Annotated in this window: 18 protein-coding genes, 1 tRNA gene and 2 pseudogenes; 6 read left to right on the forward strand and 15 right to left on the reverse strand. The window is 72.1% G+C overall.

The genetic code is table 11. The features are described 5' to 3' along the window. Positions 1–41 precede the first annotated feature (41 nt). The 3 genes and pseudogenes from IEY94_RS24435 to IEY94_RS22550 all read right to left on the reverse strand — a co-directional run. Positions 42–485, reverse strand: a pseudogene (locus IEY94_RS24435) (2-oxoadipate dioxygenase/decarboxylase family protein); the annotation flags it as partial. Next, positions 380–1,909, reverse strand: a complete 1,530-nt coding sequence (gene rox / locus IEY94_RS22545; RefSeq protein ID WP_189172261.1) for a rifampin monooxygenase — start codon at positions 1,907–1,909, stop codon at positions 380–382. The gene rox and the pseudogene IEY94_RS24435, both read right to left, overlap by 106 nt. A 276-nt stretch (positions 1,910–2,185) precedes the next feature. Continuing rightward, positions 2,186–2,256: transfer RNA gene (locus tag IEY94_RS22550), tRNA-Cys, on the reverse strand. 365 nt (positions 2,257–2,621) lie between these two features. On the opposite strand from IEY94_RS22550, the gene IEY94_RS22555 reads away from it, so the two are divergent. Further along, a complete protein-coding gene (locus tag IEY94_RS22555) occupies positions 2,622–2,909 on the forward strand; it encodes a hypothetical protein (RefSeq protein WP_189172262.1) in 288 nt (95 codons plus the stop codon). A gap of 64 nt (positions 2,910–2,973) precedes the next feature. Here IEY94_RS22555 and IEY94_RS22560 read toward each other — a convergent pair whose 3' ends face one another. The 3 genes from IEY94_RS22560 to IEY94_RS22570 form a co-directional block, all read right to left on the reverse strand. Further along, positions 2,974–3,924 (reverse strand): helix-turn-helix domain-containing protein, encoded by a 951-nt coding sequence (locus IEY94_RS22560; protein ID WP_189172263.1) that lies wholly within the window; start codon positions 3,922–3,924, stop codon positions 2,974–2,976. Between the two features lie 174 nt (positions 3,925–4,098). After that, the gene (locus tag IEY94_RS22565; protein WP_189172264.1) at positions 4,099–5,154 is read right to left on the reverse strand and encodes a metallopeptidase domain-containing protein; all 1,056 of its coding nucleotides are present in this window, start codon (positions 5,152–5,154) and stop codon (positions 4,099–4,101) included. A 351-nt stretch (positions 5,155–5,505) separates the two neighbouring features. Continuing rightward, the gene (locus tag IEY94_RS22570) at positions 5,506–6,720 is read right to left on the reverse strand and encodes a S8 family peptidase (RefSeq protein ID WP_189172265.1); all 1,215 of its coding nucleotides are present in this window, start codon (positions 6,718–6,720) and stop codon (positions 5,506–5,508) included. A gap of 544 nt (positions 6,721–7,264) precedes the next feature. On the opposite strand from IEY94_RS22570, the pseudogene IEY94_RS22575 reads away from it, so the two are divergent. Together IEY94_RS22575 and IEY94_RS22580 are read left to right on the forward strand one after the other, a co-directional pair. Next, positions 7,265–7,639 (forward strand): annotated as a pseudogene (locus tag IEY94_RS22575) (sigma factor); the annotation flags it as partial. Between the two features lie 131 nt (positions 7,640–7,770). Then, entirely contained in the window at positions 7,771–8,700 is a 930-nt protein-coding gene (locus IEY94_RS22580) for a methyltransferase domain-containing protein (RefSeq protein WP_229784358.1), read from the forward strand. Positions 8,701–8,760: 60 nt separating this feature from the next. On the opposite strand, the gene IEY94_RS22585 is transcribed toward IEY94_RS22580, so the two are convergent. Continuing rightward, positions 8,761–8,925, reverse strand: coding sequence for a hypothetical protein (locus tag IEY94_RS22585; protein WP_189172266.1), 165 nt, complete (start codon positions 8,923–8,925; stop codon positions 8,761–8,763). Positions 8,926–9,421: 496 nt separating this feature from the next. Between IEY94_RS22585 and IEY94_RS22590 the strand changes: the two genes are divergently transcribed. After that, positions 9,422–10,426, forward strand: a complete 1,005-nt coding sequence (locus IEY94_RS22590; protein WP_229784359.1) for a S1 family peptidase — start codon at positions 9,422–9,424, stop codon at positions 10,424–10,426. 55 nt (positions 10,427–10,481) lie between these two features. Here IEY94_RS22590 and IEY94_RS22595 read toward each other — a convergent pair whose 3' ends face one another. Continuing rightward, positions 10,482–11,378, reverse strand: coding sequence for a S8 family serine peptidase (locus tag IEY94_RS22595; RefSeq protein WP_229784360.1), 897 nt, complete (start codon positions 11,376–11,378; stop codon positions 10,482–10,484). 353 nt (positions 11,379–11,731) lie between these two features. On the opposite strand from IEY94_RS22595, the gene IEY94_RS22600 reads away from it, so the two are divergent. Further along, positions 11,732–12,574 carry a S1 family peptidase gene (locus IEY94_RS22600; protein ID WP_189172269.1) on the forward strand — a complete coding sequence of 281 codons (843 nt, stop codon included), beginning with the start codon at positions 11,732–11,734 and terminating at the stop codon, positions 12,572–12,574. Positions 12,575–12,797: 223 nt separating this feature from the next. Here the strand turns inward: IEY94_RS22600 and IEY94_RS22605 are convergent, their stop codons facing one another. Then, complete coding sequence (locus tag IEY94_RS22605; RefSeq protein ID WP_189172270.1) at positions 12,798–13,154, reverse strand: hypothetical protein; 357 nt, start codon at positions 13,152–13,154, stop codon at positions 12,798–12,800. 392 nt (positions 13,155–13,546) lie between these two features. On the opposite strand from IEY94_RS22605, the gene IEY94_RS22610 reads away from it, so the two are divergent. Continuing rightward, complete coding sequence (locus IEY94_RS22610) at positions 13,547–16,360, forward strand: ATP-binding protein (RefSeq protein WP_189172271.1); 2,814 nt, start codon at positions 13,547–13,549, stop codon at positions 16,358–16,360. A gap of 235 nt (positions 16,361–16,595) precedes the next feature. Here the strand turns inward: IEY94_RS22610 and chrA are convergent, their stop codons facing one another. The 6 genes from chrA to IEY94_RS22640 all read right to left on the reverse strand — a co-directional run bounded on the left by chrA (position 16,596) and on the right by IEY94_RS22640 (position 21,709). Beyond that, complete coding sequence (gene chrA, locus IEY94_RS22615) at positions 16,596–17,984, reverse strand: chromate efflux transporter (RefSeq protein ID WP_229784361.1); 1,389 nt, start codon at positions 17,982–17,984, stop codon at positions 16,596–16,598. Positions 17,985–18,247: 263 nt separating this feature from the next. Beyond that, complete coding sequence (locus IEY94_RS22620) at positions 18,248–18,676, reverse strand: Hsp20/alpha crystallin family protein (protein WP_229784362.1); 429 nt, start codon at positions 18,674–18,676, stop codon at positions 18,248–18,250. A 190-nt stretch (positions 18,677–18,866) separates the two neighbouring features. Then, positions 18,867–19,391 carry a DUF2243 domain-containing protein gene (locus IEY94_RS22625; protein ID WP_229784363.1) on the reverse strand — a complete coding sequence of 175 codons (525 nt, stop codon included), beginning with the start codon at positions 19,389–19,391 and terminating at the stop codon, positions 18,867–18,869. A gap of 233 nt (positions 19,392–19,624) precedes the next feature. Continuing rightward, positions 19,625–20,104: an SRPBCC family protein gene (locus tag IEY94_RS22630; RefSeq protein WP_189172273.1), complete on the reverse strand. Its 480-nt coding sequence runs from the start codon at positions 20,102–20,104 to the stop codon at positions 19,625–19,627. Positions 20,105–20,614: 510 nt separating this feature from the next. Then, entirely contained in the window at positions 20,615–21,070 is a 456-nt protein-coding gene (locus IEY94_RS22635) for a glycosyltransferase (RefSeq protein ID WP_189172274.1), read from the reverse strand. 21 nt (positions 21,071–21,091) lie between these two features. Continuing rightward, positions 21,092–21,709 (reverse strand): DUF4360 domain-containing protein, encoded by a 618-nt coding sequence (locus IEY94_RS22640; RefSeq protein WP_189172275.1) that lies wholly within the window; start codon positions 21,707–21,709, stop codon positions 21,092–21,094. Between the last annotated feature and the right edge of the window lie 937 nt (positions 21,710–22,646).

Genomic DNA, 22,646 nt, shown 5'->3' on the forward strand with positions numbered 1-22,646 from the left:
TTCCCGCGGCCGACTTCGGCAGGAAGTCCGTACCGCCGCCGCCCCGCCGGCGTGGTCGCGATCCCGCGCTGCTCGACCTCGCCGAAGCGGATCCGCAGCGCGCCGGGGCTGAGCGTCCCGTCCGCGCCCCGGAACGCCGCGGGCTCGGCCAGTGCCCGGAACGAGGTCTGCCGGAGCAGCAGGTCGGGCCCGTCCCACCGCGGCGGCCCCTGGATGCGGTCGATCATCGGCACCCCGAGCTGCCCCATGCGGGCGTAGAGCGCGTCGATGTCCAGCACCCAGCAGCCCCATGGCACATTCGCGCACGCGTCGTGCGGATGGGCATCCGCGAAGCACGAGGCGAATGCTCGCAGCAACAGCCCCCCGGTTCCCGCGTTTCTCAGGGGTTGGTGGGCTCGCCGAACCAGCGGGCGAGGTGGTCGTCCAGGCCCTGCTGGTCGTCGCCGATCCACGCGACGTGGCCGTCCGGGCGCAGCAGGACGCACGGAGCGTCCAGTACCGCCGTGGCGTCCGCGAGGTGGTCGACCCGGTCCGACCAGCCGCCGACGCCCAGGCGTTCGGTGCGATCCAGCAGCAGGCCCCGGCCGCGGTGCAGCAGGTCGTAGAGGCGGCCCTGTCGCACGTCCAGGTCGCGCATTCGGCGGCCGAGCAGGTCCGGGCCCGCGCCGAGGTCGTACCGGATGTCGATCGCGGTGATCTTCTCGATCAGCCGGCGATTCACCTCGTCGATGTCCATCAGTTCGGTGAGCAGCCGGCGGACGGCCCGCGGGCCCGGTCCGGTGGCGAGCAGCTCCGTCTGGGCGCGGGTGTTGTCCAGGACGTCCCCGGCGACCGGATGACGTTCGGCGTGGTACGTGTCCAGCAGCGCCCCCGGTGCCCAACCGCGGACCTGTGCGGCCAGTTTCCAGCCGAGGTTGAACGCGTCCTGGACGCCCAGGTTGAGGCCCTGTCCGCCGATGGGCGGATGAATGTGTGCCGCGTCGCCGGCCAGCAGCACCCGCCCGACCCGATAGCGCTCGGCCAGCCGCGTGGCATCCCCGAAACGGGACAGCCAGCGCGGGGAGTGCACGCCGAAGTCGGTTCCGGCGATCGCGCGCAATTGTTGCGCGAAGTCCGCGAGGGTGGGCGGCTCCGCGCGATCGCTGACTCCCGCGGCGGGGACCACGACGCGGTACACCCGGTCGCCGAACGGCTGGAGGCTGAGTCGCCGGTCGGTCCGGTGGACCTCGGCCACCCCGGCGGCGATCTCCTCCCGCGGCACGCCCACTTCCATTTCGCCCATCAGCGTCTCGGTCCGCGAGGGCTCGCCGGGGAAGCCGACACCGAGCAGTTTGCGCACCGTACTGCGCCCGCCGTCACAGCCGACGAGATAGCGGGTACGCAGCCGCTCCCCGTCGGCCAGCTCGACGGTCACGCCGTCGTCGTCCTGCGCGAAGGCGGCGACCGCGCAGCCGCGCCGGACCCGGGCGCCCAGGTCGATCGCGTGCTCCTCGAGAAGCTGGACGATGACCGGCTGGGGAATGCCCAGCAGGTAGGCGTGCGCGGTGTCCAGGCCCGCCGGCGCGGGCTTGTCGATGGCGGCGAAGAAGCCGCCGGCCGGGCGCCGCCGCCCGCGTTCGAGAACGCGCTCCAACAGTCCGCGCATCGCCATCAATTCGATGGTGCGGATGTGCAGCCCGACGATGCGGACGAACGATGCGGGCTCGGTGTCCTTCTCCAGGACGAGTACCCGTACGTCGTGCAGCCGCAGTTCGGCGGCCAGCATCGCCCCGGTCGGGCCGCATCCGGCGATGATCACGTCGTACGTGCGGGGCGCACGGTCGGCGCCGGATGTCGGCGCGTCGCCCGCGGTGTCGCGCTCGGCCGTATCGGTCGACGACGGCTCGGTGGTGAACTGCGCAGGGTGCATGGGGTACTGCCTTTCGGGAGGGCCTTGTCGGCATGGCGCTCCCGGCGACAGTTACGTCGATCGCCCGACCGTGGCGGGAAGGGGGAGCACCCACATCGATACAGCGTTCATGGGTCTCACCTCCTCGGGCGGTGTCACGGCCGACTGCTGAAGCTATAAGCCCGGGCGCCCACTCGTCCAGTCATTTACCAGCCATCCCTCGCGGGGCCGGCCCGGCGCGTCTCGTCGGCGCGTTGCGGGTCCCAAGTGCCCGGTGCGCTGCCGGAGGCAGAGGAGAGACGGGTGCCGGATTCGAACCGACGTTCGCCGCTTTGCAGGCGGCTCCCTAACCACTCGGGCAACCCGTCGTGCACAACACGCAGCACCGCTGACCCATCAGCGGGCGACGCCGACGAGCAGTGTACGCCAGATTGAGCAACTTGGATACTTGGCGAGGTTGGGGCGCGGCGCCGACCCCGACGGGGCGGAGTTCGGCGTCGCTGCGGCGAGCCTCCCGCCAGCGGCGGCAGTCCGGACGACCGCCCCTCGCGAGCACCCGCCGGCGATGATGGAGGCATGATGGCCGCCCGTGCGGGGAATGCTGTGGGCGTCGTCCGCACACCACCGGTGACCGCAGTACCCATCCGCAGCCGCGACCCCGCAGTTCCGCGGCCGACCCCGACGCAGCGCCGCGCGGCCGAGCCGCACCGGCGACGATTCTGGAGACCGGAGCATGGCCGAACAGCAGCAGCCCGACAGCGGTGACACCATCCCCGGCGAGCTGACCGCGCCGATCGCGAACAACGGCGGCGGCGTCATGACCGATGAGGTCGGTGCCGTCACGGGCGAACTGACCCTCGGTACGCGGGTGGACAAGGGCCGACTGGTGCTGCGCGTGCAGTATCGCGACGCCGACGAGTGGTACGCGGTGACGGGCCCGGCGCTCGACGTACCGGACCCGGCCGTACTGCCGCTGCTGCACGCGCTCGCCGCCGGCCTGCTGCACCGCCCCGAGGGATAGGGGTCACGCCCGCGGCCCGGTGACAACGCCGTCGGCGAAGTCGGCGCGCATCCGAGAGGCTGCGCTATCCGTCCGTCCCCGCGGCCGGGGGCGGGTGGTCGGCGGGCTCCCAGGCGATGCCGAGGCAGCCGGGCGGCATCGGGCTGCGGGCGATGTGCACCTCGCCCTGTTCACCGACCTGCACCTCGGTGTGTACCCGGTCCGGCCAGCCCTGCCGCTCTCGCTGGAAACGCCAACACCGCTGCGGGCGGGCGTCCGGGGCGAAGGTGACCGTCACGGTGACGTGCGGTGTCGACATGCGGGCGAACCGGCCGAATTCGGTGTCGGGAATGCCGCTGGTATCGGTGATCCGGAACCGGGCCAGGGCGGTGTCGCCGGCCGGGATGGTCCGGTCGAACAGCAGTTCGGCGACGAACAGCGGGTGTGCGGGATCCCGGCGCACCCGGCCGAGCCGGCAGTGGGCCAGGGCCTCGAAGCGGAACGTCCGGTCGGGGTCGGGGCACTCGACGCCGTGGTGCGCGGTCACGTACCGGTCCACGTCCTCGACGGCTTCCAGTACGAGGAAGGTCTCGATCGAGGCCAGGCAGCTCCCCGCCGTCACGTGGATCTGGTCCCAGGCGCTGATCACCCGCATCCGGTCGTCGGGCCAGGCGAGTTGTTGGGTCAGCGCCGCGTCCGGCTCGGCGAGCTGGATGTAGTCGGCGAACCGGCGCGACGGGGTCGTGCTGCGCGGGCCGGGCCCGCGCGGGCGGGGGGTGCCGAGCAGGGTGATCAGGGAGCCGGACGGCACGTCCAGGATGCATTCGAGAACGCCGACCGCGCTGATCGACTCCGGCCGCTCCGGCCGGCGCCGGCCGGACTGCCACGAGCTGAGCGTGGCCACTCCGACCGGCGAACCGGCGGCGTGCAGGCGCGTCCGGAGGCGCTCCAATGACAGCCCGCGCGCCTTGATCGCGGCGCGCAGCGCCTCGTGGAAGGGCCCTTCGCGCAGGGCCGTGGTGAGGTGCGGCTGCATGGTGTTGGCTCCGGGACCGGGTGGGCTGCCGACGCTACCCGAGAAACTGATAGTTGTGAATGCCTATCGGCTTTCGGGTGCGGACAGGTGCTCCCGCGAATCCGGTCCCGGCGCATATCCGGTTTCTTGCTCTCGGACGTCGATGTCCGCGTCGGTGTTCGAGAGGCGGCTCGCTCAGTGGGCCCCGGTGCGAACAGTGATGCGGACGGTGGCGCTGGTCGCGGAGGCCGAGACGGTCTCGATGACGGTGCCGTTGTCGGTGATCCGGGCGCCGACGTCGAGGTCGGTGTCGCGGTCGTCGGTGGTCGCCGGCGAAGGGTCGACGAGGTCGGATCGGCCGTACCGGCCCTGCTCGGTCAGGTGGAGCTGCACGCCCTCACCGACACCGACGTCGATGGTGGTGCCGTTCTTCCGGTAGGCGACGGTGATCCGCTTGCCGGACGGGTCGCGCGGGATCTCCAACACCCGGGTCCCGGTCACCGAATCGGCCGCGTGCAGCGGTACCAGCGTGTAGGTTCCCGATTCCGCTACGGTGACGTGCTGCGCCGGCGCCAGCCACCCCTTGTGCAGCAGCTCCGGAGCGGCCAAGCCGCTTTGATAGCCGCCGCCGCCCATGGGCGAGGAGCCGCGGTAGCCCGCATCGGCGCAGTTCGACAGGGTGCCGGCCGAACAGGTGACGGTGCCGAGGTGGTCGAAGCCGAAGTTGTGGCCGAGTTCGTGGACGACCCCGCTGGGGTTTCCGTACTCGTCCGGCATCCACGTGGTCGACCCCGGCATTTCACCCAGGCCGCCCCAATCGCAGCGAGCCAGTCGGTTGGGGAACCAGACGGCCAGTGAGTCGAACTGCGCGATTCCGTTGGCGGACAGGATCTCGCGGGTCTTGGTACGCATCACCCCGGCGTCGCACTTCGCGGCCGCGTTGATCGTGAACGGCCCGAGCACGTCGGCCTGCCCCGGCAGGGGAGCGAACCGTACCGCGCCGTTGCTGGCTTCTTCGTAATAGCGCGCGAGCGACGTGCCGGAGCCGAAGTACATGTCGCGGACCTTGGTTCTGAACGCGCTCGACGAATCAATCTTGTCGTCCGTGAAGTTGATCAGAACGACGGCGATCTTGTGGTCGGCGAATCCGGCTGCGGCGGCGCCGGCTGCGGCAGCCGACAAAGCCAGCAGGCCGCCGAGAACGGCGGCCGCAACAGTCCTACCGGTAGTGCTCAGTCTTTGCACATTCATGATTTCGTCCTTCCGTCGGGCGAGCTGATGTCGAGTGGGGACCCAGCCGGAATCCGGACGGCGGCGATCGCACCGGTCCGGCGGATGACCGGGATCGCGGTGGCCCCCGGCCCGCAACGCCGGGGACCACCGCCCGGGAACGTCGCGGTAGTACCGGACCGTTCTCGATGAGGAATGCATGAGCCGCGGCGCTGCCGCCGGCGGGTGGGCTGAGTCGCCGTGTGGTTCGGGGCCGCCCGGCCCGCTGGGGCGGTAGTGGGGTGCGGGCCGGGCGGGGTTCCTCGGGTGATGGCCCCGGCCGGTGGTGAGGCGCCGGCCGGGGCCATCGGGTCCCGCGGGTGGGCGGGACTGTCAGGAACCGACGCCGACGTAGAGCAGCTTGTTCGGCGTCCCGGTGGGTGGGTTGGTGACCACGTTCGGGGTGGTGTTCGCGAGCAGCTTCTCCGCGATCGTGGCCGGGGTTGCGGTGGGGTTGGCCTCCAACAGCAGCGCGATACCGCCGGCGACGTGCGGGGTGGCCATCGACGTGCCGGTGATGGACTTGGTGGCGGTGTCGCTGTCCTTCCACGCCGAGGGGATGTTCACGGCCGGGCCGAAGAGGTCGGTGCAGCGGCCGTGGTTGGTGTTGTTGTACTTGGCGTCGTCGATTTGGGTACCGGCGACGGTGATCGCGTTGGGGGTGCGGGCGGGGGAGACGCCGCAGGCGTCCTGCCCGTTGTTCCCGGCGGCCACGGCGAACACGATCCCGGCCTGGATGCCCTTGTTCACCGCGTCGTCGGTGGCCTGACTCGCGCCGCCGCCGAGGCTCATGTTCGCCACAGCCGGCTTCGCCGCGTTCTTGACGACCCAGTCGACGCCGGCGATGACCGCGCTGTTGGGCCCGCTGCCGCTGCACGGCAGGACCCGGACGGCGTGGATGGCGGCCGCCGGTGCTACTCCGTAGGTGGTACCGGCGGCGGATCCGGCGACGTGGGTGCCGTGGCCGTTGCAGTCGTTGGCGGAGCCCCCGTTGTCGACGGCGTCGAAGCCGGTCTTGGCCCGCCCGCCGAAGTCCCGGTGGGTGAGGCGTACGCCGGTGTCGATGACGTACACGTTGACGCCGGCACCCTTGCTGTTGGCGGCGTACTTGCCGTCGAGGGGCAGGCGCCGCTGGTCGACGCGGTCCAAGCCCCAGGCCAGCTCGTCGCCGCGGGTGTCGGTGACGGTGTCGTCGTCGAGGGTGATGGTCTGGTCCTGCTCGACGTACGCCACCGCCGGGTCGGCGGCCAGCCGGGCCGCGGCTGCCGCGTCGCCGGTGAACTGGAACCCCGACAACGCCGCGGTGTAGGTCCGGGCCACGGTGCCGCCGTGCATGGCGGCGAGGCGGGACGCGGTGGCGGCAACACCGGCGCGGGCCGTCTGCTGCTCGTGGAGCTTCACGATGAAACTGCCCGCGATCGCGTTCGGCGCACCGGCGCCCAGAACAATCCCGCTCGCGGCCGCGGCGGACAGCGGCGGCAAACCCGCCGCCACCAGCGCAGCGGCACTGCCGCCGACGCCCAGCGCCACAACAAACCTTCGGTACATCCTGTCTCCCTGGGTGGGGGTGGGCCCGCTCCGAGGGGTGGGAGCGGGGGTCGGACGATCGTGGCCGGATGGTCCCGACTCGACCACCCCGATACGTCCAACACCGGGTGACATCGATTGTTATCGACGTTCGGGAGCCTGCGCCGCAGGAACAGAAAATGCAACGTTTACATATGCGCGTTTCGATCAATTCCATGTAATTGTGTTTCCGCGAGTGACGATGTTGACGGGCGTCGCTGTATTGGCAACCCCCGTCGCCGTTGTATCGGTGAATATCCCGGCCCATAACCGAACGCGGTTGATGATCGGGAATCGTTGCTCAAGAATCGGCCGCCTTTGCGGCCCGGACAGTCGTGTACGTGCGGTACCCCGGGCTCGGGCCGAGACGGCGCGGCAGCCCGGCCGGCGCCGGGAGAGCGTGCCGAATGGCGCACCCGGTCCGATCTCGCCGCCCGACGTGCGCCGGGACCGGGACGGGCGATGAGTCGTCGCGCCCGCGCCCGTCACACCCACGACAGGACACGACGAGGCGGAGGATGGCGTGATGGGTGCAGGCATGTGGCTGGGGGAACCGGGCGTGAGCGGACTGCGGGAGGTGGACGAGCCGGCGTTCTCGGGGCTGGCGCAGCGGCACCGGCGGGAGCTGCACGTGCACTGCTACCGGATGCTGGGGTCGTTCGAGGACACCGTGCAGGAGACGCTCCTGCGTGCCTGGCGGCGGCGGGAGACCTTCGCCGGGCGGTCGACGTTCCGGGCCTGGCTGTACCGGATCGCCACCAACGCCTGCCTGGACCTGCTGGCCAAGCGCCGCCCGGAGCCCGCGACCGGCGGCGAGGTGCGCTGGTTGCAGCCCTACCCGGATCGGCTGCTCGACGAGCTGCCCGCGGGCGACGCGGACGAGCCGATCGCGGAGATCGTGACGTTCCACGACGACCGGTTCCCGCGACTCGGGCTGCCGGAGCGCATGCCGGCGGACGGCACGCCGTAGCCCCGGCGGGGATCAGTGGCGTTGCGGTGGCGCGGTGCACGGTAGCGGTCGACCATGGGGTGGTGACCCCATCATCGGATCTGCCGGACCCGAGCGGTGTGCCGGCACCCGCGGCGGGCGGGGCCGGTGCGGGGGCGGTTCCCGCGCACCGGTACCTGCTGGACAACGCGCGGGCCGAGGCGGGCGAGCGGTTCGTCTGGCTGGCGGAGCTGTTCGACGGGGCCACGCTCGGGCACTTCGGCCGGCTGGGGGTGGGCCCGGGCTGGCGCTGCTGGGAGGTGGGGGCCGGCGGTCGGAGCATTCCGGGGGCGCTGGCGGCGGCCGTCGGCCCGTCCGGCCGGGTGTTGGCGACCGACATCGATCCGGTCTGGCTGGACCCGGATGGCGGGTACGAGGTGCGGCGGCACGACGTCGCGGTGGATCCGCCGCCGGAGCCGGGGACGTTCGACCTGGTGCACGCCAGGCTGGTTCTGGTTCACGTGCCCGACCGGGCCCGGGCGCTGACCACGATGGTCGCGGCGCTGCGGCCGGGGGGCTGGCTGCTGGTCGAGGACGCGGACACCGCGTTGCAGCCGCTGGCCTGCCTCGACGAAAGCGGCCCGGCGCAGCGCCGGGCCAACCGGGTGCGCGCCGCCGTCCGGGAGCTGATGCGCCGCCGCGGCGTTGACCTGCGGTACGGCCGCACGCTGCCGGGGGAGTTGCGCGGTGCCGGCCTGGTCGATGTCGCGGCGGCGGGCTGCTTCCCGGTGGGCGGGGTGGCCTGCGACCGGCTGGAGGCCGCGACCATCCGGCACGTGCGCGCCGAGCTGGTCGCCGCCGGGCTGGTCGACCGCACCGAGATCGACGCACACCTGGCCGCGGTCGACGCCCGCGAACTCGACCTGACCCTCGCCCCGCTGATCTCGGCGTGGGGACGCCGCCGGAGCCGGGCAGCGCCGGAACGCGGAACCGGCTCCCGCGGCCCGGACCCGGGCGGGCAGTACCCGCCGTAGGGCGCCGGGGCACATCGCCGCGCCGGCCGAGCGCGGACCGCGATGACCCAACGGGGTCCGCTACGGTTCGCGCGAGATCCTGCGGGCCTGCACCACGCCCAGGACGGCAGCGGCGGCCAGCGCGATGAGCCCGAGGATCAGCAGCCATTTCACGGCCTTCAACAGCAGGCCGAGCAGGATGAGTACGACGGCCACGATGCCCACGGCCACCAGCAGGGCGCGCATGAGGTCTCCGTTCGCGGTTCGCGAGCCGCGGCGGGCTCGGCTGCGTTCGTCATACCCCGCACCGGCTCGGGCCAGTCCTCGGACGGGTTGCCGCGCTGTCGACCCGGGCCCGGGAGTGCACGCCGCCGAGGGCTGTCGTTCCGTCGGGTCAGTTCACACCGGGGGTGAGCATCCACGGGCATTCCCGCGGGGTGCTGGTGGGTCGGGGTGGGCGGTGGCGCGTACCGTAGAAATTCACTAGTGTCGATGGCGCTGGGCTTGGGCAGCCACCCCTGCCGCGCGGCGTACCGTCGCGCGCCCACCCCATCCCCACAGCGGAGCACTCGCGCGCGGCTTCACCGCACCATCCTCCTTCCCTATGTGGCCGGGTGTGCTGCTCCAGAAACGGAGTGTCGACATGTCGCGTCGCCTCATTGCCGCCGCAGCCGTAGCGCTCGCCGCTACCGCCGCGGTCGGTGTCCCCGCGTACGCCGATCGGTCCGCACCGGCAGACCCCATGCCGGCCGGGCTCGCCGAGGCGGTCCAGCGTGACCTGGGCCTCACCCCCGATCAGGCGCGCGCCCGCTGGGCCAGCGACCACCGGGCCAGCCTGCTCGAACACGAACTCACCGACCGGCTCGGCGCGGCCTTCGGCGGGGCCTGGATCGAGGGCGACGGCCTCGTCGTCGCCGTGACCACCGAGGCCGCCGCCGCCGAGGCCCGGGCCGCCGGCGCGCGGGCCCACCTCGTCGCGCGCAGCGCCGCCGACCTCGCCGGTGTCGTCGCCGACCTCGACGCGACCCGGGCGCCGGCCAGCGTCGGCTCCTGGGGTACGGACGTCAGGCGCAACGAGGTCGTCGTCTCCGCCACGTCGGTCCCGGCGGCGGAGTCCTTCGTCGCGGCGGCGGGCGTGCCGCTCGCGGGCGTTCGGATCGAGCGGACCACCGAAACGCCGAAGACCATCGCCGACATCATCGGCGGGAACGCCTACTACCCGCAGGGTTCGCGGTGCTCGGTGGGCTTCCCGGTGGAGGGTGGCTTCGCGACCGCCGGCCACTGCGGCAAGACCGGTACCGCCACCACGCAGCCGACCGGAAGCGTCGCGGGCTCGACCTTCCCCGGCCGGGACATCGCCTGGGTCCGGATCAGCTCCGCCGACCGACCGGTCGGCGCGGTGAACGACTACAAGGGCGGCCGGGTACCGGTCGCGGGGTCCACCCAGGCGTCGGTGGGGGCGCAGATCTGCCGCTCCGGGTCCACGACCCAGTGGCGTTGCGGCAGCATCCAGGCCTTCAACGAGACGGTCAACTACCCGCAGGGTTCGGTCAACGGCCTGGCCAAGACGTCGGCCTGCGCCGAGCCGGGCGACTCCGGCGGCTCGTTCCTCGCCGGCAGCCAGGCCCAGGGCGTGGCGTCCGGCGCGTCGGGCAAGTGCCCGAGCGGCCAGAGCTGGTACCAGCCGCTGAACCCGATCCTCCAGGCCTACAGCCTCACGCTGCTCACCAGCGGCGGAGCGCTCTAGCCCGGCGAACCTCATCGGGAGCTGCCACCCCTCCGGTGGCAGCTCCCGATGTCGTTCAGCGCCCACCGGCGCCCGCGGCGTCGCGGGCGGCGTGCGGTGCGGGGCCGGCGTACAGCAGCTTGTTCACCGTGTCCCGCGCACCGGTGATCACGTCCGGCGTGGCGGCGGCCACCAGGGCCTCGGCGACCCGGGCCGGGGTGGCGGTGGGGTTGGCCTCCAGGTACAGGGCCGCCGCGCCCGCGACGTGCGGTGCGGCCATCGACGTGCCGCTGCTGCTCTCGGTGGCCTTGTCGTCGCCCTTGCCCCGGGCGCCGCTGGTGATGTCGACGCCCGGTCCCCAGATGTCCACGCAGCCACCCCAGTTGGTGAACGACGCCGCGGCGTCGGTCCGCTGGCTCGCCGCGACCGTGATCGCCTCCTTCGTGCGAGCGGGAAAGGCGCGGCAGGCGTCCTTGCGGTCGTTGCCGGCGGCGAGTACGAACACGACGCCGGCGGCGATGCCGCGCCGGACCGCGTCGTCGGACGCCTGGCTGACGGGTCCGCCCGGGCTCATGTCGGCCACCGCCGGCTTGACGGCGTTCTCGGCCACCCAGTCGACGCCCGCGACGACGACGCTGCCCTGGCAGCCCAGCACCCGGACGGTGTGGATCCTCGCCCCCCCCCGGGGGGCCATGCCGCAGGTGGTGCCGGCGTAGCTACGGACGACCCGGCCCCCGTACGCGCCGGCGATCCGGCGGGCGGCCGCGTCGACCCCACCGCGGGTGGGGGCGTCGTCCCTGACCTTCACGATGTAGCTGCCGGCGATGGCCGCCGGGCTGTCAGCGGCCAGGACGCGACCGGCGGCCTCCCGCGCGAACGCGCCGCTGCTGTCCACGGCGGAGGCCGCTGCGAAAGCGGTGACGGCGATGAAGGATCCGGCTAACCGGTGGGTGGAACCGGTGAAGTGGCTCATGGTCGTGTTTCCTGGCGGACGGCGGGTGGGTCGCGGCGCACCACTGAAGACAGTGGCAGTGAATGCCAAATCGTATGTTCGCGAGGTCGGCGTGAGGCAGTATTGAAACGTCGACGGCAATCGTGGTAATTGCGGCGCGCAAACGTGGTTTTCCGCCGCAGTCGAGTCGTCCTGACCCGAGTCGAATGGGTAGCGGGCAGCCACGACAGGAAGCGGCATCTGTAAATACTTGGTTCTTCAATGCGCGGGCTCCGTCGGGGTAGCGTCGGGCGGCGGTAGGCCCGCTCGCGGGCTCGCCGCCCCGCCCGGCACCCGCCCACGCCGGTGGACGCCCACTCCGCCAAGGAGGCGTCGTGCCCCTCCGCCACGCCCTGTTCGCGGCCCTCGCCGCGGGCCTCACGGTGACCGCCACGGCAGCCGCCGCGGCGCCGTCGCTGGTCACCCCGCCCGACGCCGCTACGCCCGCGCCCCGGATCATCGGCGGCGCCGAGGTCCCCGACGACGCCCGGTACCCGTGGATGGCCTGGATCCAGCTCCATGTCCCGAAGGGCGTGGCGATGTGCGGCGGCAGCCAGGTCTCCCCCGACATCGTCATCACCGCGGCGCACTGCTTCCTGGAGACCACCGGTGACGGCAAGCCGGACAGGGTCGTCCTGGACATCGGCAAGATCGACCCCACCACCGCCGAGGCCGCGGGTCAGCGGCGCACCGCCGCCGGCTACCGCTACGGCCGCGGCGTCCGCAAGTCCGACTGGGCCGTGATCAAACTGGACCGGCCCCACCGGGCCGCCCACTACCCGCGCCTGGCCGACGACGCCGCTCAGGACGCCGCACCGGCGTTCCGCGCGATCGGCTGGGGCATGACCTCCTACGGCTCCCACCAGGCGAAGATCCTGCGCGAGGTGGAGCTGCCCCTGGTCCCCGACGCCGACCGGAGCTGCTCCGACGATCCCGATTTCGAGCGTCCCGACCTGCACATCTGCGCCGGCGACGACAAGAGGACCACCTGCATGGGCGACTCCGGCGGCCCCCTGCTCGCCGGTATGGCCGGCAACTGGACCCTGGTCGGGATCACCAGTTGGGGGTACGGCTGCGGCAGCCGCGGCACCCCCGGCTTCTACGCCCAGGTCAGCGTCTACGCCAAGGAGATCCGCGCCGCGATCACCGCACTCGGCGGTCAGCAACCCGGCCGCTGAGCACCGGCGCGGCGGTGCGAGGCACGCCATCCACGACGGCCTGCGCGCCGGTTTCGCCGCCTCCGCGTCGGGCCCCGGTGCCGGGAAGACCTGTCACGCCAGCGGAATCGGGGTCGCTCCGCCCGGAGTGTGTCGTGCTCCGAGGGTGGCGCGTGCGTCGGGTGTCGCGACGTACGCACCACCCTCGGGATCTCACGGGTCAGGTGTTCGACGTGGGCAACTGTCAGTAGGGGTGCAGGGTGACCCGGCTGACGTAGCCCGGCCAGGGGCACTTGTAGTGGACGTTCTTGTCCTTGTGGTAGGTCTCGCCGACCGGGATGTCGACGTCATCGACGATGGCGCCGGAGCTGCCCTTGTTGCAGTACGCCAGCACGTAGAAGCGGCGTCGCTGGCTGTACGGCGTGCAGTCCAGGTGGAAGGTCTGGTTCCCGAAGCCGAGGGTGCACGCGGGAACATCCGCGGCGGGGGCGCTGATGGCGGACGCCGGGCCAGCCGCCGCGACGGCAGGAACCGCGGTGATGGCTGGAGCAACGATCGCCGTCGCCAGCGCGAGGCTGCGGAGGAGTTTCAGGTGTGACATGGGTCCCCTTTTCATTGTGCCCATAGGGCAACGCGGTTCCGAACGTATTCGGCGGAGGGTCCACTTAACATGGATGAGAACCCTCACCCCGAATTCACAAACCCGGACCACAATAGACAAATGTGCCAACGTACAGTCTTTCGCGATAGCCGACTATCGACCGTGGACTTTCTGGTTGCTTCCGGACATTGCTCGCCGGGTTCGCTCAGACGGCCGACTCAGTGGGCCCGTCCGACGGTTGCGGCACGCCTTGGTCGGCGCCGACAATCGGCGCCGTGAGTCGAACGGTGTCCGGTGGCCCCGCGGAGCGGGTATCAGCCGTCGAACGACGCGACGGCGGGAGGTCAATGCCGGATATCACTACCGGTGGCGCGGCTGCGAGGGCGCCGTTCGTGGGTAGAGAGCGCGAACTCGCGCTGCTCTCCGACGCGGTCGGGACCGGAGACGGCCGGGTCGGCGCGGTCGCCGTCGGCGGTGATCCCGGCATCGGCAAGACCACGCTCCTCGACCGGCTCGCCGGGCACTGCCGCGGCCGTGGCGGCCATGTCTGTGTCGGGCGTGCCGCCGAACGCGATCGGCAGGTGCCCTTCGGACTGCTCAGGGCCGCTCTGGACGACCCCGCCATCCACGCCGCTCGCCGCCGGCTGGGCACCGCGGAGCAGATCCTGCTCGATGCTGTCCTCCCCGTGGTCGGCGCGATGGCCGGGACCACAGCAGAGATCGAGCGGTACCGGCTTCACCAGGCCTTGCGAACGCTGCTTTCGGCAACGGCCGGCACACACCCGGGTGGTCTCCTGGTATGTCTCGACGACGTCCACTGGGCGGACGAGGGAACCGTGGCGGCCGTGGACTACCTGCTGCGCCACCGGTCGGCGGCAGGCTTCGTCCTCGCCATCGGGCTGCGCCCTCGGCAGTGCCCTCCCGGGTTGGCGGCCGTACTGGCGGAAGCGTCGCGCCACGGCCGGGCCGTCACGGTGGAGTTGAAAGGGCTGGAGGCGCCCGCTGCCGAGGTGCTGTTCGAACACTGGGGAACCGACCCGGGGCACCGAACCGCGCTCTACACAGCCAGCAACGGCAACCCCCTGTACCTGGAAACGCTGGCCCGGCACGGTGACGCCCCGCCCGCAGCGACCCCCGCGGACGGCACGTGGGCAGCACTGCACCATCGCTTCATCGGGGAGTTCAGCGCGCTACGCGACGACGAGGCACTGGTCGCGGCCGCGGCAGCCGTGGCCGGCGATCCGTTCGACCCCGGCCTCGTGGCGGCCATCGCACCGCTGGACGCCGACCGCACCGGCGCCGCCCTCACCGGCCTGGCGCGCCGCGACCTGATCCGAGCCGACGGCGCGGGCTTGCGGTACCGCCACCCACTGCTGGTCGGCGCCGCCCATGCGACCGCGGACCCGGTCTGGCGCTTGGGCGCCCACCAGCGCGCATACGAGGCACTCCGCGCGCGGGGAGCCGCTCCGACCACCCTCGCCGGGCACGTCGTCCGATACGCCGTGCAGGGCGACGCGCGGGCCGTCGACGCGCTGGTCGTTGCCGCCCGCAGCGCGATGGCGACGGCGCCGGCCACCGCCGCTCACTGGTTCGACGCGGCCGCTGGCCTCCTGCCGCACGACCCCGCCGCCGCACCGCAGCGCCTCGACCTGCTGGCGCACCGGGCATACGCCCTGGCCGTCAGCGGGCAGCTCGCCGAGGGCCGGCAGGTCACCGAGGCGGCCCTGGCGCTGGTGCCCGCCGGCGCGCCCACCCGGCGGGCGGACCTCGTCCGCCTCGCGGCAATGCTCGACAGCCTGCTCGGCCACCACGCCGAGGCGTTGGGCCTCCTGAACCGCGAGCTGTCCACCCTTGCCGATCGGCACAGCGCGCTCGCGGTGCAGCTACAACTCGAGTACGCCAATGCCCGGCTCAACAGCGGCCAGTTCATCCCGCCCGACACCGAAACGCTGCGGACCGCCCGCGACCTCGGTGACCCCGCAATGCTGGCGCTGGCCGCCGCCCAGTCCGCCACGTTGGCGCTGTGCGCCGGCGTCACCGGCGCCCGGGTCCGCGAGCTCGCGACGGAGGCAGCCGAGATCATCGATGCCCTGTCCGACACGGATCTGCACCGGCAGGTCAATGCCACGACGTGGCTCGGGCTGGCCGAAATGTTCCTGGAACGCTGGCCCGCGGCCCTGCGCCATCTCGAACGGGGTCTGCGCCTCGCCCGGGCCTCCGGGCAGCAACACCTCACCCCGTACCTGCTGCTGACCAAAGGCGTCGTCCTCGCCTTCAGCGGTCGGTTGGCCGCCGCGGACGAGGTCCTGCACGACGCCGCCGAAGCGGCCGCGCTCACCGGCAGCGCCGAACTGCGCACCCAGGCCGGAGCCCAGCGGGCCTGGGTCGCCGTGTGGCGCGGCGACCTGCCGGCAGCGCGCGGCTACGCCAGCGAGGCGATCTCCGTCGCCGGTGACGAACGTGACTGGAATCGCGCCTTCGCACACGCGGCCCTGGCGCTCGTCGCCCTCTTCGAAGGCGATCCCGAACGCTGCGCCGCGCTGATCGCCGACCTCGACCTGACCCGTATCGACGCACCCACCCGGCCGACCTGGCTGTACGTGCGCACCCGGGCCCTGGCGCTGCTCGGCGACACGGCCGGAGCGGCAGCCTGCGCCGATCAATGCCGGCAGACGGTCTCGGGCCTCGACCTGCCGATGCGCCGCGGCATCGGACTGCTGGCCGAGGCGCTCGTGGCCCCCACACCCGAAGCGGCGCTGGCGGCGGCCGAGCAAGCCGCCGACCTTCTGGACGCCGCCGCCGCGCCGGTCTTTGCGGGACAGGCGTACCTGGCCATCGCCGCGACTGCTGGTTCCACCGGTGACGACACGACAGCGCGCGCTGCTTTCGCGCGCGCCCGAGAACTCTTCGACGGCGCTGGAGCCGAGCGGTTCTACGCCGAAGCCGTGCGCGCCCAGCGCCGGATGAACGCCAGCCGCCCGCGGGCGCCACGCACCAGCGACGTACCCGCCGGTCTGGAGGCCCTCACGCCTCGCGAGCGGGAGATCGCCGATGCCGTCAGCGAGGGCCTGACCAACCGGGAAATCGCCACGAGGGCATTCCTGAGCGTGAAGACCGTCGAACGGCACCTGCACCGAATATTCGCCAAGCTCGACCTCAGCGGCCGCGCCGCCCTGGCCGCCATCGTGGCATCCACCGAACGCTGACCACCTCGGACGAGCGCCTGCCTGGACGGCGACGAGCCCACAGTGGCCGAGGCCCGGTGCGCGTGAGCAGCGCACGCGTTCATGGGCAACAGCGCGGCGCTCGCCAGCGCCGGCCCGGAATCCCTGGGCTGCCGCTTCTTATCGGGCGCGTGGACCACTCGGTCCCATCGCGTCGCCCGACGCGGCGCGCCCCGTCCGGGCCGCGAGCGTCCGGCGGCGCGAGCACACCGGCGGGTCAGGTGACCGGCAGTCCGGCCAGGCCCGCGGCCAGGCCCAGGGCGGCGCAGGTGCCCAGTACGCGCAGCACCGACCAGTTCGCCTTGAGGACCAGCACGCCGGCGATCACGGCGATCACCGCCGGAACCGGTCGTACGGTGCCCGGGTCGGGCAGGTCCAGCCGGACGGGCCCGGCGGTGACCTCCCGGGCGGCGCCGAACAGGGTGTGGACGGCGAAGTAGCACCCGAGGTTGGCGATGACGCCGACCACGGCGGCGGTGATCCCGGTCAGCGCTGCCGACAGCGACCGGTTGCCCCGTAGCCGCTCCACGTACGGGGCGCCGAGCAGAATGAACAGGAAGCACGGCACGAACGTCACCCACGTGGTGAGCAGCGAGGCGACGACGCCGGCGGTCCACGGCTCCAGCGGGCCGGGGTGGTGGTAGGCGCCGAGGAACGCCACGAATTGCACCACCATGATCAGCGGCCCGGGCGTGGTCTCGGCGAGGGCGAGGCCGCGCACCATGTCGCCGGCGGACAGCCAGCCGTAGTGCTCGACGGCGCGTTGGGCGACAAAGGCCAGGACGGCGTACGCGCCGCCGAAGGTGACCACCGCGGTGCCGGAGAAGAACAGGCCCTGCTGGGTGTAGGCGCTGCCCACCCCGGTCGTCGCGGCGACCAGCGCGACCGGAGCGAGCCACGCGAGCAGACCGACGGCCAGGATCGCGGCGGCCCGCCGAGCCGAGGTCCGGCCGTGGTGCAGCGCATCGTCGGGGATCAGCGGGGCCGGACCGTCGGCGTTGCCGTGCCCGCTGCCGGCGGCAACCCGGCCCGGCCGCCAGCGGTGCACCGCCCACCCGGCCAGCCCCGCCACCGCCACCGCGATCGGGAACGGCACGGCGAACGCGGCCAACGCCACGAACGCGGCGACCGCGAATCCGACCAGCAGCCGGCTGGTCAGGGCGCGCGAGGCGACCCGCCATACCGCCTGCACGACGATCGCCACGACCGCGGGGCCGAGCCCCGCGAACAGCGCGGTCACCACCGCGGTATCGCCGTAGCGCACGTACACCGCTGACAGCAGCAGCAGTGCGACCAGCCCGGGCAGCACGAACAGCGAGCCGGCGATCAGCCCGCCGCGCAGGCCGTTGAGCAGCCACCCGACGTAGATCGCCAGCTGCTGGGCCTCGGGGCCGGGCAGCAGCATGCAGTAGTTCAGCGCGTGCAGGAACCGCCGTTGCCCGATCCACCGGCGCTCGTCGACCAGGTGCCGCTGCATGACCGCGATCTGCCCGGCCGGGCCGCCGAAAGTCTGCAGCGAGATGGCCGACCACGCCCGCATCGCCTCGCCGAGGGGGACGACGTCCCCGGGGCGTGCAGTGGGCGGGGTGCCGTCATCGGTCGTCACTGCTGGCTCCCTGACTACGTGGGGGGATGCCCGAGCAGCAACGCCCGGCGGTGGTACCCCCGGATATGAGGAGGGCGTCGACCGGGGGCCGGGTGCAACCGGGCGTGCCCGCCGCCAGACCCGGTGGCTGCTCGTGCGCCGGCGTCAGCCCGTGATCACCGATCGAAGAGGCTACGGCTGCGCGTCCGCCGGGAATGCCGGGACCGGCACCCGCGACGGCGGCTCACCGGCGAACCGCTGGTGAGCCGCCACGCAGGTCGCCCTCAGCCAGCCGGCTCCAGGACCCGGCTACGGCCGGCGCCGCCGATCGGTACCTGCCGGGGCTTGGCCCGCTCGGCGAGCGGGATCGTGACGGTGAGGACCCCGTCGTCGTAGCTCGCGTCGATCCGGTCCAGGTCCAGGCCGTCGCCGAGGGAGAACTGCCGCTGGAAGGTGCCGATGGACCGCTCCTGGCGCAGCCACTGCACGTCGTCGGCCTGGCCGGTCCGCCGGGCGCTGATCGTCAGCGTGCCGCCATCGACGTTGACGTCCACCGACCCCGGGTCGACGCCGGCCAGGTCGCACTGCAGGACGTAGCGGTCGCCCGACCGATACAGGTCCGTGGGCATGGCCAGCGGCACCCGCCGTCCCTCGGCGAGGAACTGACCGGTAAGGCGGTCAAGGTCGCGGAACGGGTCGAAACGGAGCACCACAGCAACCACCTCCTTGGGTGACGCCGGGCGGCGGTTCCGCCCGGCCAGCTACCTCAACTATTAGCACTCGACCACGTCGAGTGCCAGTACTTCGGTCGGGGTCGGGATGTGACCCGGACAACGGTCACCCGCAGCGAGCTTCACCGAGTACTGCCGTACGGTTCCCGACCGATGGACAGGGCTGGCCCGTTCACTCGCCGGGTCGCCGTGCCGGGCGGGTACGCCGGCCGCCGCGGCGGTACAGCAGCCAACCCCCGACCAGCAGCAGCACCCCGAACGCCAGGAATGCCAGGTCGTAGGCCAGCTCGTACGGCCCCGGTCGGACGTGGTGCACGCGCAACAGGTGATGATCGACAACGCCCTCCACCACGTTGAACCCGCCCCAGCCGGCCAGCACCAGCCCCCACCAGCGCCCGCCCCGCGGCAGCGGCACGCCCGCGGCCGCCCGCCGGTACAGCAGGAACAGCCCGAGGCCGAGCAGCACCAGCGTCACCGCGTGGAACAGCCCGTCGGCCAGCGTGTTCGCCTCCAGGCCCGGCACCGTACCCGGCGGGTAGCGGTCCACCTCGGAGACCAGGTGATGCCACTGCAGGATCTGATGCAGCACCACCCCGTCGACCAAGCCGCCGAACCCCACCCCGATGAGCAGGCCCGCACCCACCGGCGTTCCGCTGCCCCGACTCGTCTTGCCCGTCGCGCTCGTCTTCTCGGTCACCGGCCCGCCGTACCCCTGCGGCGCCCCGGTCATGCGCGGGCCGGCCGGTCGGATCGTTCCCGACACCCTCCGCGCCACGGCCGAGGACCTTCGGCCGGCGGAGTCCGTGGCACCCACCCGACCCACCCGGAGCGGGAGGCGCCACCGCCGACGTCATCACCGGTCCACCCGCGGCGGCGAGCGGCGGGTGGACCTGCGTGAGCAGGCCCACCCGCACTCCGTCCACTGGATCGTCAGATCGACGGCCGCTCGTCGGTCACCCGGCCCTGCCGGACCTCGCCGCGCCAGGCGCCGCTCTCGGCGCCCTGCGACTCGATGTACTCCTTGAACCGCTCCAGGTCCCCCTCGACCCGGTGGTCGACCACGCCGAGCTTGTCCCCGACGTTCTCCACCAGCCCCTCGGGCTCGAACGTGATGTCCGCGGTCACCCGCGTCCGCGCCGGGTCCAGCTCCTCGAAGCTGACCTGCCCGGCGTGCGCGCCGTCGGTCGACCGCCACGCCACCCGCCGGTCCGGTACCTGCTCGACGATGTCCGCGTTGAACTCCCGCGTCACCCCGCCGATCTTCGTCCGCCATGCCGTCGATGTGTCCGACAGTTGCCGCACCTCCTCCACACCGCCCATGAACCGCGGGAACGACTCGAACTGCGTCCACTGGTCATAGGCGGTACGGACAGGAACGTTGACCTCGACCGACTCGCTGACCTTACTCATCCCGAATCCTCCAGAACTCGACAACCGGCTACACCGCCACCGTGCCCCCCAGGGCCGGTCCGAAACGCCTGCGCGCGCATCGATGTCCAGCGGCGCGGCCCGCTGCGCCACGTCAGGATGATGAATCGTGCGGCGCGGTCGGGATGCCGTCGCGGTGCGTCCCCGGTCGTCTGTGATGGACAGATCGTGTGGTGCGCGTGGTCGAGGGCCAGCGGCGGCCCGCAATGTGAAGTGAACGGACGCCGGCCGCCCCGGTGTGGGTCCGCCCGAGCGGATGCCCCTGCCGCCGCTACGGCGGTCGCTGCGAGGGGTGGCCACGGCCACGACCCTGTGGCGGTGAGTGTGCCGTACCTTCATGAAGTCTCCCCGACCGAGCCGAGCCCGACCGAGGAGACCCTTCCAAGGGCAATTGGATCACTTCAATGCGTACCAACCCTTACTCAAAGGCGGAGGTATGTACGAAACATCTGTCATATTGACGGGGCATTGTGGTGACGGGACGGGGCGGGCTCAGGCGGACTGGATCGGCACCGTGTGCGCCGCCGGCATCGGCGCGCGGCCGATCGCCGGGCGCCGCGGGCCGAAGCGGCGGGTCCGGTCCATCGCCCGGCGGTAGACCGCCTCGTACCGGTGGGCCATGAGGCCGGCGCCGAAGGCGGCCCGCACTCGGGCGACGCAGGCCGCGGGGTCCAGTTCGGCGGTGCGGTGCAGGGCCGCGGGTAGGTCGTCGGCCGTGTCGCAGATCCAGCCGGTGACGCCGTCGACCACCACCTCGGGGACCGAGCCGCGGCGCAGCGCGACGACCGGCCGCCCGGAGGCCATCGCCTCGATCATCACCATGCCGAACGGCTCCTCCCAGCGGATCGGCAGGATCAGGCAGCGGGAACCGCGCGAGCCGAGGGCCTGCGCCCGCACCAGGATGCCGTCGAGCGTCCCGCGGTCAACAATGATCTTGTGCAGGATCATCTCCGCTGTGCGCGAATGTTGCTAGCACTTCTCCCAGCGCAGGCCGAAGGTGGTGCTGGCCGCGTCGGCGTCGGTCGAGTCGATCGTGAGGGAGCTGCCGATCGTGCTATCGCTCTTGCCGGTGACGGCGATGTCGGTGTCGACCCGGAACGGCTTGTGGGCGTCGCAGTCCGACCACTGCTGGGTCGCCGGCGTGGTGTCCTGCCAGGGGGCGCTGCCGGGCTTGAAGGTGCGCTCGGCCCGGTACAGGGGAGTCGCGCCGGGGTAGCCGTAGACGGCCGCGAGGGAACCCGCTGCCCCGTCGGCCAGGTCGGCGTAGCCGCGCTGGACGACGTTGGTCACGACGTACCTGTTGCCCCGGGGTGCGCGGATCTTGAGCATCAGCTTGCAGTCCTTGCGCGCGTCCTTGACTTTCTGGGTCACCTCGGCGGTGAACCCCGCGTACAGCACGGTCACGGCCAGGTTGTCGTTGGACAGGGCTACTGCCGTGTCCTTCTTCCGGCAGCCCGACCCGTTGATGTTCTGTACGTCGATGCCGTACTCCCGCGCCGGCCGGGGCTGCCCCGGAGCTCCGCCGGCGGACAGGCCGGCGACCAACGCCACGATGACCCCTGCTGATGTCGCGGTTCCGATCTGCATCACAGTCGCCCTCTCCGGAGGTCATGAAGCCCGGTGGAGGGCAGCATAGATGCCGACCGATGACAGTGCATGGCTGTCGGACCGGATGACCGCGGCAGTCTGCGCGGGTTGGCAGGCGGCGTCCTCCCCATCGCAGCCCGGGTGGTCGCCGTCATGGCAGCCGGCCCGGCCCGCCGCATGCCCGGCGGCGGGGCTGGTGGCAGAGGAACACTTGGGCGGCTGCTCGCCGGTCGGGCGGCGTAGGCGGCCAGCTTCGCGCACTCGGCGGCGTGCCGGACACCCGCCGGGACGTCACGGCGGTACGTGCATGAGTCCCACGGCCGCGGCTCCGGCTCACCGACAGGCTGCACCACGCCGCTGAGTCTGACCGGCACTGCCCGACGTCGTCCATCGCTCGTGAGCGTAAGCGAACGCCCGGGCAAGCGCGCTTATCGGCGTCGGAGCGACCACGTGAAGTAGTTTTGAACAAGATCACGACAGGGGAGCACGCCAGGAGAACATCTGGGCCCACATTGGACGGCAACAGCAACGCCATGACCAGCGTTTCCGCAGGTCATGGCGTTTTGATCTTGCGCGCCCGAAGGGACTCGAACCCCTAACCTTCTGTTACCGGCGTGATGACCGCTAGCTTGTGATCGGTTGTCATACATGCGCACCGACCTGCCGAAACTCTGAACCGTGGTGATCAATTGCTGTCACTGTTTGTCAACGCTTCGCAGGGGTTTTCGGGGGGTAAACGGGGGCGCCACCCCGCCGTGTTCGCCCGGCGGCGATCCACCGTTGCAGCAGAGTCGGGTACGACCTCGGGGTGCTTAGGGTGAGGCAGGGCAGCGGTTGTGAGGCGCCGAGCCTCCGGGCGGCACGCAGACCGAGCTAGTGCCTTATCTGTGAACGTTGAACGGGCAATCCGGTAGTCGGGGGTTGGTTCCGGCATCCT

The sequence above is a fragment of the Pilimelia anulata genome, from assembly GCF_014647895.1.
GTDB classification, from domain to species: domain Bacteria; phylum Actinomycetota; class Actinomycetes; order Mycobacteriales; family Micromonosporaceae; genus Pilimelia; species Pilimelia anulata.

Coding starts and splice junctions, on each gene's coding strand:
- rox (WP_189172261.1), bottom strand. CDS start 1,909: ATGCACCCTGCGCAGTTCACCACCGAGCCGTCGTCGACCGATACGGCC.
- IEY94_RS22555 (WP_189172262.1), top strand. CDS start 2,622: ATGGCCGAACAGCAGCAGCCCGACAGCGGTGACACCATCCCCGGCGAG.
- IEY94_RS22560 (WP_189172263.1), bottom strand. CDS start 3,924: ATGCAGCCGCACCTCACCACGGCCCTGCGCGAAGGGCCCTTCCACGAG.
- IEY94_RS22565 (WP_189172264.1), bottom strand. CDS start 5,154: ATGAATGTGCAAAGACTGAGCACTACCGGTAGGACTGTTGCGGCCGCC.
- IEY94_RS22570 (WP_189172265.1), bottom strand. CDS start 6,720: ATGTACCGAAGGTTTGTTGTGGCGCTGGGCGTCGGCGGCAGTGCCGCT.
- IEY94_RS22585 (WP_189172266.1), bottom strand. CDS start 8,925: ATGCGCGCCCTGCTGGTGGCCGTGGGCATCGTGGCCGTCGTACTCATC.
- IEY94_RS22590 (WP_229784359.1), top strand. CDS start 9,422: ATGCCGGCCGGGCTCGCCGAGGCGGTCCAGCGTGACCTGGGCCTCACC.
- IEY94_RS22595 (WP_229784360.1), bottom strand. CDS start 11,378: ATGAGCCACTTCACCGGTTCCACCCACCGGTTAGCCGGATCCTTCATC.
- IEY94_RS22605 (WP_189172270.1), bottom strand. CDS start 13,154: ATGTCACACCTGAAACTCCTCCGCAGCCTCGCGCTGGCGACGGCGATC.
- IEY94_RS22630 (WP_189172273.1), bottom strand. CDS start 20,104: ATGAGTAAGGTCAGCGAGTCGGTCGAGGTCAACGTTCCTGTCCGTACC.
- IEY94_RS22635 (WP_189172274.1), bottom strand. CDS start 21,070: ATGATCCTGCACAAGATCATTGTTGACCGCGGGACGCTCGACGGCATC.
- IEY94_RS22640 (WP_189172275.1), bottom strand. CDS start 21,709: ATGCAGATCGGAACCGCGACATCAGCAGGGGTCATCGTGGCGTTGGTC.